Genomic DNA, 14,277 nt, shown 5'->3' with positions numbered 1-14,277 from the left:
ACCATGAACCGCAAAGCCATCTTCGCCGTCATCGCGGCTGCCTTCGCGGGCAGTGCCGCGGCCCAGGCGCCCGAAGCCTTCAAGGACGACTTCGTCTCCACCCTCACGCGCCAGCAGGTGCAGGGCGACCTCATCGCCTTCAAGAAGGCCGGCGTCAACCCGTGGTCGGGCACGTACGAGCCGCTGAAGTATTTCAAGAGCACGCGTTCGCGCGACGACGTGACCGCCGAATACATCGCCGCGCGTGCCGAAGTCGCCGCGGCGACAGCGGAGGACAGCGGCTCCTCGGCGCGGCGCCCGGTCGCCATCGACCGCGCGGTGAGCGACACGCTGGCCGCCGCGCGCTAGCTGCGTCACTCGGGCATGCCGGCCCGCCTGAGGCCCTCGTAGAGCCACTGGCGCCGCTCGGCATAGCCCGCTCCCTTCGCCTCGTCGAAGGCGCGCAACCGTCCGAGCGTGAAGCCGGGCCGCAGCCGCTCGAACTGCGCCAGTTGCGCGCGGGCTTCTTCGAGGCGGCCGGCGGCGCCCAGCGCGCCGGCGAAGACCAGGCGGATCATCCCGTCCCTCGGCGCCAGCCGCGCGGCATCCGCAAGCCTGTCGAGTGCCGCAGCCTCGTCCCGCAGCCGCATGTGCGCAACCCCGGCAGCGGCGAGCATGCCCGGCAGCGACGGGTCGCGCGGGCTCATGCGGATCGCCTTCTCGAGCTGTACGAGCGCCTGGCGGTGGCGGCCCGACGCGTTGAGCACCCAGCCGCGGATCATGTGCGACACCGCGTTGTCCGGGTTCAGTTCGATCGCGCGTTCGCTCGTGGCGAGCGCCTCCGCGAAGCGGCCCTGCTCCATCATCACGCGGACCTTGTGCGACAGGATGCTGTCGCTCAGCGGCAGCCGCTTGCGCGCCTCCTCGACCGCGACCGCGGCGCGCCGCAGGCGCTGCGCCGGCTCGGCGCTGAACGCCAGGTCCTGCAGGTAGGTGACGGACAGCCAGATCCATGCGACGGCGAGGTCGTCGTTCAGGCGCACCGCGTCCTCCAGCAGCGCGATCATCTGGGCGTTCTTCTCGATGTCGGAGCCGGTGCCGCGCCACACGTCCATCGCGCGCCGCACGTTCTCCGCGGCCTGGATGAATTCGGGGCGGCCCGAACGGCGGGCGTCGGCCTGGATCACCTGCTGCCCCAGCACCTGCACCACGCCGCCGATGACATTGGGGCGCAGTTCGGGGTCGCCGGGGCTCATGCGGAAGTCCTGCTGCCACAGCTGCACGGATGACGCCACTTCGGCGAGCCGCAAACGCAGCACGAGCTGCGTTTCGTCCATGCGCAGCGCGCCTTGCAGCACGTAGCGCACGTTCAGCTTCCGGCCGATCGCCTGCACGTCCACGGGCTTGTCCTTGAACGTGCGGGCGGTGCTGAGCGCGATGACGGTGGAACGGTGGCGGCCGAGCACGTCGGTGATCGCCTCCGTGATGTCGTCCGCGGTGCGATCGTGGCGCGGGTCGCCGGTCGTGTTGGCGAACGGCAGCACGACGTACGTGGTGACCGGCGGCACTTCGGGCCAGTAGCGCCACGCGAGCAGGATCGCCAGAACGGCGATCGCCAGGCATGCCGCGATCACTCGCCGGTGCTGCGCGCCGGGCTTCACCCTGGCATCGTCGAGATGGTTGCCGAGGAAGAGGTAGCCCTGCCGCGGCAGCGTCCGGATCCACTCGCGGCCGGCTTCGCCCAGCGCGTGCCGGATCTCCTTGACGCACTGGACGATGGAGTCCTCCGTGACCACCACGTCGGGCCACAGCTTCTCCAGCAGTTCGTCCTTGCCCACCACGCGGCCCTGCTGCTGCACGAGGTACGCAAGCAGGGCTGCCGTGCGCGGGCGCAGGTGCGTCGTGCGGCCGTCGAGGCAAAGCTCGCCCGTCAGGGGGTCGAACAACCCGTGACCCACCCGCAGCTTGCGCTCGCCCGGTGCGTTCATCCCACGACGCGTTGGAGTTGGTCGCAGGATTTTGCGCGGCGGTGGCGCAGCGGCTTTGAGTTACGGCAAGAAATGCCGCGGAAGGGTCAACCCTTGAGCCCCTTCGCCGCGACGTCGAGGATCTCCTTCGTCGTCGCGCCCTTCAGGCACAGCGCGCCCAGCAGCTGCCCGGACGCGCCCAGATGGTGCCGCTCGCCGTCCGCGCCTTCGCCCTCGACCAGCTCGGTGGCAACACCGAGCGATTTCAGCTTGCGCGCAAGGGGCTGCTGCGTTTCCCAGGGTGTGTTCGAGTCGCGCGGGTCGCCGAGCACGAAGACGCGCAGCTTCGGGTGGAACGCACCGGGCTGCAGGTGCTCCACCGGCTCGTACGAATCGCTGAAGCCGGTCAGGTCGCGCTTGAAGCCCTTGACCTCCCACCGCGCACGCGGCGACGACACGGCCGACGTCGGCACGGCACACGCGATGTCCTGCCGCCAGCCGAGCAGCGACGCCACGGTGTGCCCGCCGCCCGACTGCCCAACGAGCGCGAACTCCTCGATGCCGTGCTTCTGCTTGATCGCATCCACCGCGGCCTGCATCAGCCTTGCCTCCGGCTCGCGGCGCCGTTCGCGATGGGTGCCCGACGAGCCGAAGATGCCAGGCCGCGTGAGCAGGAGAAAGGGCGTGCCGAGCTTCGTTTGCATCTGATGCGCGATCTTCTGCATGTCGGAAGGCCGGCGCCGCGTGTACGAAGGATCGACCCCGCTGCCGACCAGCTGGTCGCCGGGCATGTAGACCACCACCGATTTCGCGCGGTCGCCGTCGAAGCCCGCGAACCAGTAACGGATGCATTCGGCCGCGCCGCCGGCGGCGCGCGCCCACACGGCGGGCGAGACCTTCGCGCATTCCTGCTCGGTCGCCTGCACACCCCGGCTCGCCTGTTCGGCGGTGAAATGGGCGTCGCCGGTGGGGAAGGGTACGCGCTGGGCATGGGCGGCGAGGGCAAGGAAGACGGGGAGGACTGCAAGGTACTTCATGGCCCCGCAGTGTCCGGCTCATCCGCGGCAGAGACAAGGGGGAAGCCCGGCAGGTCGTCGGCCCCATCCGACGCCATCTGTCGCCGCAGGGGGTGACGCGCGCCGCCCGGCTGGGGCACCATAGCGGAATGGCCAAGCACAAGCCCCTCGTCTGGCTGCCCGCCTGCCACCGCAACCTCGACCTTGCGGACCCCGGCGGCTACACGGTGCTCGCCGACCGCTACGCGGCCGCCGTCACGTCGCTCGGCCTGCAGCCTGTGCTGTTCCCGATGGCCGACGCGGAGGACGTGCCCAACATGCTGCCGCTCGTGGACGGCGTGCTGCTGACGGGCTCGCCTTCGAACGTCGAAGCGTCGCGTTTCGGCGCGACCCCGCTCGAAACCGACCTGCTGGACCCGCGCCGCGACGCGCTGACGATGGCGCTCGTGCGCACGGCGATCGTGGAAGGCGTGCCGCTCTTCGGCGTGTGCCGAGGCCTGCAGGAAATGAACGTCGCGCTCGGCGGCAGCCTCTACCAGCGCGTGCACACCGACCCCGGCATGCTGGACCACCGCGAACCGGACGACGAGCCGCTCGAAGTGCAGTTCGCCGAGCGGCACGAGGTGATCCTCGAGCCCGACAGCATGTTCGCCGAGTGGGCCGGCGGCACGCGCGCGATGGTGAACTCGCTGCACGGACAGGGGATCAAGGAGCTGGGGCGCAGCATGGTGGCCGAGGGCCGCGCGCCCGACGGGCTGGTCGAGGCGGTGCGCATCAAGGACGCGCGCGCCTTCGCATACGGCGTCCAGTGGCACCCGGAGTGGCGGCACGAAACCAACCGCTTCTACGACCGCACGCTCAAGGCCTTTGCGCGGGCCTGCTCCGAATACCGCGCGAAGAAGGACGCTGCATGAGTGGACCGGTTCCGGCCGTGTGGGTGGTCGCGAGCCACCGCATGCTCAAGAACCCGAACGACCACGACCAGCGCTACACGCTCGTGGACGAGGCCGGCCAGCTGACCGTGCTGAACGAAGGCCTGCAGCCGATGACCTACCCCCGCGCGCCGCTGGACCGCGTCGAAGCGCTGCTGGACACCGTGGACGGCATCCTGCTCGGCGGCTCCGACACCAATGTGCACCCGCACCTGTACGGCGAAGAGCCGCACCACGAAGGCATGCTGTTCGACCACGAGCGCGACGAGCTGGCGCAGGCGCTCATCCGGCTTGCGATCGCCAAGCGCGTGCCGATCATCTCGTTCTGCCGCGGCTGCCAGGACTTCAACGTCGCCATGGGCGGCAGCCTGCACCAGTGCCTGCAGGACCAGCCGGGCCGCGTGAAGCACTGGGAAGACCCCGACGAGGAAATCGACGACCAGTACGCCGAGCGGCACTTCGTCACCACGGTGCTGGGCGGCGAGCTGGAGCGCATCACCGGCATGCACCGTTTCCCGGCGAGCTCTTTGCATGCGCAGGGCGTGAAAGAACTCGGCCAGGGGCTGGTGGCCGAAGCCCATGCGGACGACGGGTTGGTGGAAGCCTTCCGCTGGCACGACCCGTCGCTCTTCGCATGGGGCTTCCAGTTCCACCCCGAGTGGGGCTGGCGCTGGCACCCGGCCTACCACCGCATCATGGACGCCTACGTGGCCGCCTGCTGGCAGCACTTCAGCGCGCGGACAGGAGCGCCCGTGCCAGTTCCGCAAACCCCGCACCCGCCTCAGATGGCGTGACCCACGCGGGGCTCTGGCCCGGCGGCAGCTTGAATTTCTTCACGTTGGCCACCCCGACGGCGTGCGGCAGGTACGAGAACATCGGCGCGTCGTTCGGCGAATCGCCCGCGAAAGTGACGCGCTCCTTCTCCGCTTCCAGTTCCATGCCGCAGCGCTCGCGCATGTAGAGGTGCGCCATCGACAGCTTGTCGTAGCTGCCGAACCAGCCGTTCACGTGGATCGAGCTGACCTTGGCGGTCATGCCCGCATCTTCCATGAGCTGCACGATCCGCTGCACCGAGCTTTCGGGCAAGGCGGGCACGTCCTCGCAGAAATCGATGGCGATGTCGTAGAGGCGGCAGAACTGGTCGGAGGCGATGGCGCAGCCGGGCACCTCGCGCAGGATGCGGGCCTGCACCTCGGCCATCTTCGCGGCGTTGACCGCGCGCGTGGCTTCGTCGGTGACGTGGCGCGACCTCAGCTTGCGCGCTTCGTGGTCGTACCAGAAGTAGAACGCGCCGTTCTCGCCGATCACGGCGTCCACCGGCCACATGCGGGCGATGTGGTCGCACCAGCCGGCGGGGCGGCCGGTGACGAGCACGACGCGCACGCCGGCGGATTGCAGCGACTGCAGCGCACCGTACGCTTCCACCGTGAGCTTGCCCTCGGTGGTGAGCGTGTCGTCGATGTCGCTGAAGACGGTGTGGATGCCGGCGGCGACTTCGCGCGGCATGTCGGCCAACGGCCGCATCGCGTCACGAGCCATGGAGCGCCAGGCCCGCGTGCTCGCGCAGCAGGTGGAAGTGGATCTTCGGGAAGCGCTCCTGCGCGAGGCGCACGTCGTAGGGCGAGGTGCAGAGAAACGCCAGCGCATCGGCCGCGTCCAGCGCCATGCGCTGCGGGTACGCGTCGGTGAACGTCTTCAGTTCGGCGGGCGTGTCCGCGGTGATCCAGCGCGCCCCGGTGTAGGGGCAGGACTCGAGCCGCACGTCGCAGTCGTACTCGGTCTTCAGGCGGTGCTGCACCACTTCGAACTGCAGCTGGCCGACCGCGCCGAGCAGCATCGGGCCGCCGATCTGCGGGCGGAAGACCTGGATCGCGCCCTCTTCACCGAGTTGCGCGAGGCCTTGCTGCAGCTGCTTCGTACGCAGCGGGTTCTTCAGGATCACGACCTGGAACAGCTCCGGCGCGAAGAAAGGCAGGCCGGTGTACTGCAGGTTCACCGTGCCATCCGTGATCGTGTCGCCCAGCTGCACGCCGCCGTGCGTGGTGAAGCCGATGATGTCGCCCGCATAGGCTTCGTCGACCGCTTCGCGCCGCTGCGACATGAAGGTCACGACCGACGTCGGCCGCAGCTCCTTGGACGTGCGCTGCACCTTCAGCTTCATGCCCGGCGTGAACTTGCCCGAGGCCATGCGCACGAAGGCGATGCGGTCGCGGTGCGACGGGTCCATGTTGGCCTGCACCTTGAAGACGACGCCGGAGAACGCGTCGTCGTCCGGCTTCATCACCTTTTCCTGCACCTGCTTGCCGACCACGACGCTGCTCTTGCGCGGCTGCGGCGGAGGCGCCAGGTCCACCAGCGCATCCAGCACTTCCATCACGCCGAAGTTGTTGACGGCGGAGCCGAAGAACACGGGTGTCTGTTTCGCCGCGAGGAAGGCTTCGTGGTTCCACTCCGGCGACGCGCCCGCGGCGAGCTCCATGCTCTCGGCCGCGTGCTCGTACTCGGCGCCGAAACGCTTCTTCAGTTCTTCCGCGTCGGCGAGGGGGATCGTGTCGAAGTCCTGCGGCCTGCGCTCGCTGCCGGACTCGAACACCGTCATCGCCTGCGTGCGCAGGTTCATGATGCCCCCGAAGCTCTTGCCCTTGCCGACCGGCCAGGTCATGGGCACGCAAGGCATGCCGAGTTCGCGCTCCACCTCGTCGAGGATGTCCAGCGGCTCGCGCACCTCGCGGTCCATCTTGTTGACGAAGGTGATGATGGGCGTGTCGCGCTGCCGGCACACCTCGATCAGGCGCTTGGTCTGCGCTTCCACGCCGTTTGCGGCGTCGATCACCATCAGCGCGGAGTCGACGGCCGTGAGCACGCGGTACGTGTCCTCGGAGAAGTCCTTGTGGCCGGGCGTGTCGAGAAGGTTGACCACGTGGTCGCGATACAGCATTTGCATGACGGACGAGGCCACCGAGATGCCGCGCTGCTTCTCGATCTCCATCCAGTCGCTGGTGGCGTGGCGGCTCGCCTTGCGGCCCTTCACCGCGCCCGCGATCTGGATGGCGCCGGAGAACAGCAGCAGCTTTTCCGTGAGCGTGGTCTTGCCCGCGTCGGGGTGCGAGATGATGGCGAAGGTGCGGCGCCGCCGGGTTTCGGCCGTATACGACATGGCGGGGAAAAGCTAGGATTATCGCGAAATGAGCTGCCGAGCTGCCTTCGCCCTCGCCGCCGCCCTCGGCGCGGCGCTGCCGGCGGGTGCCCAGCCGCAGCTGGGCTCCAACGAGGTGGTGTTCAAGAGCTCGAACTGGTCGGTGATCCGCACCGTGCGCCGCAGCGGCGCGGTCGCGTGCACCGGCTTCTACCAGGACAAGCGCGACATCCAGCTGAGCGAGGACGCGCTGGCCGTCTTCTTCGGCAATGGTCTCAAGCAGGTGGTCACGCGCTACGGCGACGACCTCTCGCAGGCGCCGCGGCCGCCGACGGCCGCGGAGATCGATGCGCGTTCCGTCGTCGTCACCGGCCCCGCCTTCGAGAAGCTCGTGAACCATCGCCGTTTTGCCGTCGAAGTGGAGACCGAGACCGGCCGCAAGGGCGTGAACCTGCGGCTGCAAGGTTTCCCGGAGGCGCTGGCCAACATCAAGCAGGGTTGCCCGGTGCCTGGCCAGCCTGTCGCGGTGATGTGCCCGCCGCAGTTGCTGGAGCGCATGCGCGCCAACGGCGTGACGGCCGACCAGGTGCGCAAGATCTGCTACTGAAACGGTGCTGTTGAGGTAGGCTCGCGGCTCCATGGAGCTGTTCCGCCACCCCGCCTTCATCCGCTACTGGGCGGCGCGCGTGACGGGCGGCGCGGCCAACCAGGTGCTGCTGCTGGCGATCGGCTGGCACATGTACCAGCTCACGGGCAGCGCATGGGACCTCGGGATGGTGGGGCTGCTGCAGTTCGCTCCGTCCATTGCAGTGGCGCTGCCTTCCGGCCACCTTGCCGACCGCGTGAATCGCCTGCGCATCGTGCAGGTCTGCCAGGCGGCGCACGCCGCAGCCGCGCTGATCATGGCGGTTGCCACGCTGCGCGGGTGGATCAGCCCGGCGCTGCTCTACGGCGTGTCGATCCTGCTGGGCACGGTACGGCCGTTCCAGATGGCGGCTTCCACCGCGATCATCCCCGCGCTGGTGCCCACGGAGCTGCTCCCGCGCGCCACCGCATTTGCCGCCGCGGGGTTTCAGGCGTCGACGATCGCGGGGCCGGCGATCGGCGGGCTGCTGTTCGTCGCCGGGCTCGACGTCGTCTATGCGACCTGCGCGGGCGTGTTCACCGTGGCGACGCTTCTTCTCTTCGGGGTCCGCTACGAGCACGTGCCGCCGCCGCGCGAGCCGGTGACGATGCAGTCGCTGCTGGCTGGCTTGTCCTTCATCGGCGCGAACAAGGTGCTGCTGGGCGCCGTGACGCTGGACCTGTTCGCGGTGCTGCTGGGTGGCGCCACCGCGCTGCTGCCGATCTACGCGCAGGACATCCTGCATGTCGGCCCCGAGGGCCTGGGCATGCTGCGCGCGGCGCCCGCCATGGGCGCGCTCGTGGTGGCGGTGGCGCTGGCGCGTAAGCCGCTGGCGCGGCACGTGGGGCGCAAGCTGATGGTGTCCGTGGCCGCATTCGGTGTGTTCATCGTGGTGTTCGGCGTGTCGCGGAATTTCTGGCTGTCGATGGCGGCGCTGGCCGCGTCGGGCGCCGCCGACATGGTGAGCGTGGTCGTGCGGCAGACGCTGGTGCAGCTGGAGACGCCAGATGCGATGCGCGGGCGCGTCGCGGCCGTGAGCAGCCTGTTCATCGGGGCCAGCAACCAGCTGGGCGAATTCGAATCCGGCGCGACCGCGGCACTCATGGGGCCGGTGGCGTCCGTGGTTGTCGGCGGCGTCGGCACCGTCCTCGTTGCGGCCGCATGGGCGAAGCTGTTCAAGGGGCTCGCCGGGCGCGACCGCTTCGCGTAGAGTGCGCAGGCGAAGGAGGCTTCCCGCATGCGTGCCATCGCCATCGCCGCCGCGTTCGCCGCAATTGCTGCCGCCGCGCAGCAGCGTCCCAACGAGGTGATCTACAAGTCCGAGGACTGGAACGTGGTGCGTTCGGTGCGCGACGCCGGCAACGTGGTCGCGTGCACCGGCTTCTACAGGCACAACCCGCGCGTGCAGCTCAGCCGGGACACCTTCATCGTCAAGCTGCCCAAGGAAGCCCACGTGCGCAGCGTGGCGCTGGGGTTCGGGCGCGGCGAACTGCGGCCGCCGCGGCCGCTGACGTCGGCGGAGCAAAGCCTTGGCGCAGTCGTGCTCGAGGGCGCCGACTTCGAGCAGATGGTCAAAAGCAGGATGCTGTTCGTGCTGATGGAGCACGGCGACGGCAAGAAGCCGCTGCGGTTCGACCTGCGCACGATCGAGCCGGCGCTGGCGGCGATCCGTGACTGCAAGCCGGGCTAGACGCGGCGTGGCGCGCGATAATGTGAACGTTCGCTCGCATTCCCTCGCACCCATCGTGAAGAACGACGCCCACGACATCCGACACCAGCCCGCGTACGGGTTGAGCGAGGCCGCGCGCTATGTCGGGCTGCCTGCGCCAACTCTGCGCACCTGGGTGGCCGGGCGTACGGACCGGGACCGTTTCCAGCCGCTGATCCGGCCCGCTTCACGCGAACCCTTGCAGCTCTCGTTCTACAACCTTGTCGAGGCTCACGTGCTGCGTTCACTGCGTACCGCGCACGAGGTGTCGATGCCGGACCTGCGAAAGGCGTTGGCATATTCGGAGAAGGAACTCGGAATCCAGCGCCTTCTGCTGCGGCCGGAACTGCGCACGACGGCCGGAGAAGTCTTCCTGGACCGCTACGGCAAGCTGATCAATCTCACCCGCTCCGGCCAACTCGCCATGCGTGAGATGCTGAAGCGCTACCTGCAGCGCGTCGAGTGGGACCGCTGGAGCTTCCCGGTGCGGTTGTACCCATTCCTCGCGACGGGTGAGCAGGCCACCATGCCCATCGCAATCGACCCGAAGATCGCCTTCGGCCGGCCCATCCTGATGCGCGTCGGTGTCTCGACTGCCGCGATTGCAGATCGCATCGACGCGGGCGAGTCGGTCGACGGTGTTGCCGATGACTATGATCTTTCGCCCGACGAAGTCCAACAAGCCGTGCTGTACGCCCGCGCCGCGTGAGCAGGGCCTGGTTCACGGACCGGGACCTCGGGAAGCAGTTTCCACGCATCCTGACTGAAGCCGGTCTTGCCGTGCACAGGCACGGCGATCTCTTTCCCCCGGACGGCAGCGATGAGCAGTGGCTGGAGCATTGCGGACGCAATGGCTTGGCGGCAATCACACATAACAGCCGCATTCGCTACGTGCCGAACGAGCTGGCCGCTGTCGTGCGCTTCAAGGTGCATCTGGTGGTGGTCGTCGGCAAGGCCACGACGGCGGAGCTGGCGCGCAACTTCGTCAACAGCGTCGAGCGTGTCGAGGCGTTGCTCACCGGACATACCGCGCCCGTGATCCTGAAAGTCTACCGTGCGTCACCCGCCGAGTTGCATGCGAATCCCGCGGCTCCAGGGCGGGTCGAGGTGTGGTTTCCAAAGGGGTAGCTCAATGGTCAATGGTCAGGCGCGGAACACCTTCGCCAGCTCGAACGGTGTTGTCACTTCGAGCTGGTCATAGCGGCAATCCTCGGGCGGCTTGTCCGGCCGCCAGCGCAGGAACACCGCCGCATGGCGGAAGCGCATGCCCTGGAGGTGGTCGTACTTCACTTCGGCTACGCGCTCGGGGCGCAGCGGCTCCCAGCTCAGGTCCTTGCCGCCGCTCCAGCGGCTTTGCGCGCCGGGCATGCGCTGTTCGTCTCCCACCACCGCCTGCGCCCATTTGCGCCACGGGTGGTCCTTCAGCGCGTTCTTGCGCAGCGGTTGCAGCTCGCGGGCGAGTTCCTCGCGCATCTCCATCTTGAACGAGGACGTGACGCCCACGTGGTGCAGCACCCCACTGTCGTCGTAGAGCCCGAGCAGCAGCGAGCCGACGGCGTCTTCGCGGTCCTTGTACCAGCGGAAGCCGGCCACCACGCAGTCGGCCGTGCGGGAGTGCTTGATCTTGAGCATCGCGCGTTTGGCGGGCTGGTAGGGCGCGGATTCCAGCTTCGCGATGACGCCGTCCAGGCCCGCACCCTCGAACTCGTTCAACCACTTCAGCGCCTGCTCGCGGTCGCGCGTGACGGGTGTCAGGTGAAGCGGCGGCTTGGGCTTGCCGAGCAGCCTTTCGAGCCGCTCGCGGCGTTGCGATTGCGGCAATGCCATGGTCGACTTGCCGCCGGCTGCGAGCAGGTCGAAAGCGACGTACGAAGCGGGTGTTTCCTTGGCGAGCCGTGCGATGCGCGAGGCGGCGGGGTGGATGCGCTGCTGCAGCGCGTCGAAGTCCAGGCCGTGCGGCGTGGCGATGACGATTTCGCCGTCGAGGATGCAGCCCTTGGGGAGCAGCTCGACGAGCGCTTTTTCAAGCTCGGGGAAGTAGCGGTTGAGCGGCTTGAGGTCGCGGCTTTGAATGACAACGCCCTCGTGGTTGCGAAACACGAGGGCGCGGAAGCCGTCCCACTTGGGTTCGAAGAGATAGCCGGGCTCGGTGGGGATCGCGTCGGCGATCTTGGCGAGCATGGGTTCGATCGGACGGGGCAGCATGTTCACCACCCTGAAAGTCTAAGCCCACGCGCGCGAAATCTTTACGCCAATCCTTGTTCTCGCAAGCGGTCCAGGGTGTCCGGGGCGATGAGCTCAACGTTCGCCCTTTGAAATTCTGCCTTGGCGGCTGCGAGCGCCTCTTTGGCCCTCTCGTGTTTGATCGTCAGATCGACCAGCTTCCTTGCTGCGGGCGTAAGTGCCGCTTCAGCCGTTTGCAACTTTGCAGACAGTGGAGGGAGGATGCCGTCCCGCACCGTCAGGATCTGGATTTCCTGATTGCTCTCCCAACTGGCATAAGCGGTGTGGTACGCGTCGGCCATCGTCTTGGTGTTCGGGTCGGCTTGAGCCCGAGCCTGGGTGAGAGCCTGGCGAGTGTCAGAAACTCCCCTCTCTGCGAGTTGCACCCGGGTCTTCAACTCGCCAAGGATTGCTTCCCGATCGGGTCGAGCCGACCGTTCAGCCGGCCCGTGCCCTTCCTTGCTGTCCCGGCCGCGCACACTCGCGGTCGGGTTCGTTGTCACGTCGTCTCTCAGGAAGCCCGCATCCGCCAACGTGTTCCTCAAGTCCCTGCTCGTAGGCAGGCCCTGGTTCTGCCGGATTGCGTCGACAGCATCCACGAGCTCTTGCTCTGCTCTGTCGACGTCCAATTGACGAGCCACCATTGCCTTCGCTGCGGGGTACTTATCCAGCGCCGCCTCCGCCTTGACCAGAGCTTTCGGCCGATCCGGAACCGGCGCGGATCCCGATGCACGCGCGCTTTGCGACTGGCGATATGCGTCCGTCTTCATGTAATTGGCCAATTGGCTCGTGTACTCGTCGGCAGCCTTCCTTGCGGCGACGCTCCCCCTGCTCTTGGCGTCGGCGAGATTTTGTCTTGCGGCGTACGCGTTCCTTTCGGCCGCGTCCACGGCGTCCTGCAGATGCGTTGGCAGAGGTTCTCGGGCTGTGCTCGAGCCCGTGGTGGTGGGTTGAGGGGTTACGCTCACCGAACCGGGAGCCGTCCGCGGGACTTGGTTGACTGAACTCATGGGATTTCTCGTTGAAGAAAGGGAGGAAGACGGGTTTGCAATGGCACGCAGCCCGAACCAATCCGTAACGCGGTCGGGCCACGGGTTCCCTCACGCGCGGAATGGCGACAGGAAGTTGCTAAAATGCCCGTCATCCGAGGAGCGTTGCAGCACCCCACGCGGTGCGAGGCTCGGAAATCCGCAACGACGCTCACCCACTGTTCTGTGAGGTGAGACTTCCCCCAGAACGTGATCCAACCCAATCGTATTGGAGCCACGCATGAATGCCGTTCTCAAGCCCGCAGCCACCAGCGACTGCGCCATCGCCGACATCGGCCTCGCCGACTGGGGCCGCAAGGAAATCCGCATCGCCGAAACCGAGATGCCCGGCCTGATGGCGATCCGTGAAGAATTCGCGAAAAGCCAGCCTTTGAAGGGCGCGCGCATCACCGGCTCGCTGCACATGACCATCCAGACCGCAGTCCTCATCGAGACGCTGCAGGCGCTGGGCGCGCAGGTGCGCTGGGCGTCGTGCAACATCTTTTCCACGCAGGACCACGCGGCCGCAGCCATCGCCGCCAGCGGCACGCCGGTCTTCGCCGTCAAGGGCGAGTCGCTGGAGGACTACTGGGAGTACACCCACCGCATCTTCGATTTCGGCGACCAGGGCCCCAACATGATCCTGGACGACGGCGGGGACGCCACGCTGCTGATGCACCTGGGCCAGCGCTGCGAGAAGGACCTGTCGCTGATCGACACGCACAGCAGCGAAGAAGAGCGCATCCTCCACGCCGCCATCCGCAAGAAGCTGAAGGAAGACTCGACCTGGTACTCGCGCAAGGCGAAGGAAATCATCGGCGTCACCGAAGAAACGACGACCGGCGTGCACCGCCTGCAGGACATGGCCAACAAGGGCCTGCTGAAGTTCCGCGCGATCAACGTCAACGACTCGGTCACGAAGAGCAAGTTCGACAACCTGTACGGCTGCCGCGAGTCGCTGGTCGACGGCATCAAGCGCGCGACCGACGTCATGGTGGCGGGCAAGGTGGCCCTCGTCTGCGGCTATGGCGACGTGGGCAAGGGCAGCGCGCAGGCACTGCGTGCGCTCTCCGCGCAGGTGTGGGTCACGGAGATCGACCCCATCAACGCGCTGCAGGCCGCCATGGAAGGCTACCGCGTGGTCACGATGGACTACGCCGCCGACAAGGCCGACATCTTCGTGACGGCCACGGGCAACCGCGACGTCATCACCTTCGCGCACATGGCGAAGATGAAGGACCAGGCGATCGTCTGCAATATCGGCCACTTCGACAACGAGATCGACGTCGCGTCGCTCGAGAAGCAGTGCAAGTGGGAAGAGATCAAGCCGCAGGTGGACCACGTCATCTTCCCGGACGGCAAGCGCATCATCCTGCTGGCCAAGGGCCGCCTCGTGAACCTGGGCTGCGCCACCGGCCACCCCAGCTACGTGATGTCGTCGTCGTTCGCCAACCAGACGCTGGCGCAGATCGAGCTGTTCACCAAGCCGGATGCGTACGAGTCGGGCAAGGTCTACGTGCTGCCGAAGCACTTGGACGAGAAGGTCGCCCGCCTGCAGCTGTCGAAGCTGCGTGCCGAGCTCACCGTGCTGACCGACGCGCAAGCTGCGTACATCGGCGTGGACAAGGCCGGGCCGTTCAAGCCCGACACGTACCGCTATTGA

General features: G+C 67.6%; 15 protein-coding genes and 1 riboswitch. Of the genes, 9 read left to right on the top strand and 6 right to left on the bottom strand.

All coding sequences use genetic code 11. The annotated features are described in order from the left end of the window. Positions 1 to 3: 3 nt before the first annotated feature. Positions 4 to 348, top strand: coding sequence for a DUF4148 domain-containing protein (locus H8R02_RS10770; protein WP_187081397.1), 345 nt, complete (start codon positions 4 to 6; stop codon positions 346 to 348). A gap of 5 nt (positions 349 to 353) precedes the next feature. On the opposite strand, the gene H8R02_RS10765 is transcribed toward H8R02_RS10770, so the two are convergent. Both H8R02_RS10765 and H8R02_RS10760 read right to left on the bottom strand, forming a co-directional pair. Next, the gene (locus H8R02_RS10765; protein ID WP_187081396.1) at positions 354 to 1,967 is read right to left on the bottom strand and encodes a winged helix-turn-helix domain-containing tetratricopeptide repeat protein; all 1,614 of its coding nucleotides are present in this window, start codon (positions 1,965 to 1,967) and stop codon (positions 354 to 356) included. An 86-nt stretch (positions 1,968 to 2,053) separates the two neighbouring features. Further along, positions 2,054 to 2,983, bottom strand: a complete 930-nt coding sequence (locus H8R02_RS10760) for an alpha/beta hydrolase family protein (protein ID WP_187081395.1) — start codon at positions 2,981 to 2,983, stop codon at positions 2,054 to 2,056. Positions 2,984 to 3,111: 128 nt separating this feature from the next. On the opposite strand from H8R02_RS10760, the gene H8R02_RS10755 reads away from it, so the two are divergent. Both H8R02_RS10755 and H8R02_RS10750 read left to right on the top strand, forming a co-directional pair. Continuing rightward, positions 3,112 to 3,876 (top strand): gamma-glutamyl-gamma-aminobutyrate hydrolase family protein, encoded by a 765-nt coding sequence (locus H8R02_RS10755; protein WP_187081394.1) that lies wholly within the window; start codon positions 3,112 to 3,114, stop codon positions 3,874 to 3,876. After that, complete coding sequence (locus H8R02_RS10750) at positions 3,873 to 4,688, top strand: gamma-glutamyl-gamma-aminobutyrate hydrolase family protein (RefSeq protein WP_187081393.1); 816 nt, start codon at positions 3,873 to 3,875, stop codon at positions 4,686 to 4,688. Before H8R02_RS10755 ends, H8R02_RS10750 begins: the two co-directional genes overlap by 4 nt. Here the strand turns inward: H8R02_RS10750 and H8R02_RS10745 are convergent. Then, positions 4,624 to 5,418 (bottom strand): HAD-IIB family hydrolase, encoded by a 795-nt coding sequence (locus H8R02_RS10745; RefSeq protein WP_187081600.1) that lies wholly within the window; start codon positions 5,416 to 5,418, stop codon positions 4,624 to 4,626. The two genes, H8R02_RS10750 and H8R02_RS10745, sit on opposite strands and share 65 nt — an antisense overlap. 4 nt (positions 5,419 to 5,422) lie before the next feature. Then, complete coding sequence (locus tag H8R02_RS10740) at positions 5,423 to 7,051, bottom strand: peptide chain release factor 3 (RefSeq protein ID WP_187081392.1); 1,629 nt, start codon at positions 7,049 to 7,051, stop codon at positions 5,423 to 5,425. Between the two features lie 28 nt (positions 7,052 to 7,079). Between H8R02_RS10740 and H8R02_RS10735 the strand changes: the two genes are divergently transcribed. From H8R02_RS10735 to H8R02_RS10715, 5 genes are read left to right on the top strand one after another with little or no spacing between them, the layout of a single operon-like run. Then, on the top strand, positions 7,080 to 7,637 hold the full coding sequence (locus H8R02_RS10735) for a hypothetical protein (RefSeq protein WP_187081391.1): 558 nt from the start codon (positions 7,080 to 7,082) through the stop codon (positions 7,635 to 7,637). 31 nt (positions 7,638 to 7,668) lie between these two features. Continuing rightward, positions 7,669 to 8,865, top strand: a complete 1,197-nt coding sequence (locus H8R02_RS10730; RefSeq protein ID WP_187081390.1) for an MFS transporter — start codon at positions 7,669 to 7,671, stop codon at positions 8,863 to 8,865. Positions 8,866 to 8,892: 27 nt separating this feature from the next. Continuing rightward, entirely contained in the window at positions 8,893 to 9,345 is a 453-nt protein-coding gene (locus H8R02_RS10725) for a hypothetical protein (RefSeq protein WP_187081389.1), read from the top strand. 55 nt (positions 9,346 to 9,400) lie between these two features. Beyond that, complete coding sequence (locus H8R02_RS30775; RefSeq protein WP_187081388.1) at positions 9,401 to 10,072, top strand: DUF433 domain-containing protein; 672 nt, start codon at positions 9,401 to 9,403, stop codon at positions 10,070 to 10,072. After that, complete coding sequence (locus tag H8R02_RS10715) at positions 10,069 to 10,491, top strand: PIN-like domain-containing protein (RefSeq protein ID WP_187081387.1); 423 nt, start codon at positions 10,069 to 10,071, stop codon at positions 10,489 to 10,491. The genes H8R02_RS30775 and H8R02_RS10715 overlap by 4 nt, the downstream gene beginning before the upstream one ends. Before the next feature lie 15 nt (positions 10,492 to 10,506). On the opposite strand, the gene H8R02_RS10710 is transcribed toward H8R02_RS10715, so the two are convergent. Both H8R02_RS10710 and H8R02_RS10705 read right to left on the bottom strand, forming a co-directional pair. After that, the gene (locus H8R02_RS10710; RefSeq protein ID WP_187081386.1) at positions 10,507 to 11,568 is read right to left on the bottom strand and encodes an ATP-dependent DNA ligase; all 1,062 of its coding nucleotides are present in this window, start codon (positions 11,566 to 11,568) and stop codon (positions 10,507 to 10,509) included. Between the two features lie 41 nt (positions 11,569 to 11,609). After that, the gene (locus H8R02_RS10705; RefSeq protein WP_187081385.1) at positions 11,610 to 12,476 is read right to left on the bottom strand and encodes a hypothetical protein; all 867 of its coding nucleotides are present in this window, start codon (positions 12,474 to 12,476) and stop codon (positions 11,610 to 11,612) included. A 250-nt stretch (positions 12,477 to 12,726) separates the two neighbouring features. Further along, a riboswitch (S-adenosyl-L-homocysteine riboswitch) is annotated at positions 12,727 to 12,795 on the top strand. A 60-nt stretch (positions 12,796 to 12,855) separates the two neighbouring features. On the opposite strand from H8R02_RS10705, the gene ahcY reads away from it, so the two are divergent. Beyond that, a complete protein-coding gene (ahcY, locus tag H8R02_RS10700; RefSeq protein WP_187081384.1) occupies positions 12,856 to 14,277 on the top strand; it encodes an adenosylhomocysteinase in 1,422 nt (473 codons plus the stop codon).

Source organism: Ramlibacter albus, assembly GCF_014297445.1.
In the GTDB taxonomy this organism is placed as follows: Bacteria; Pseudomonadota; Gammaproteobacteria; order Burkholderiales; family Burkholderiaceae_C; genus Ramlibacter; species Ramlibacter albus.
Note: the sequence above shows the minus strand (reverse complement) of the source record. Positions and strands in the feature narration are given on the sequence as shown.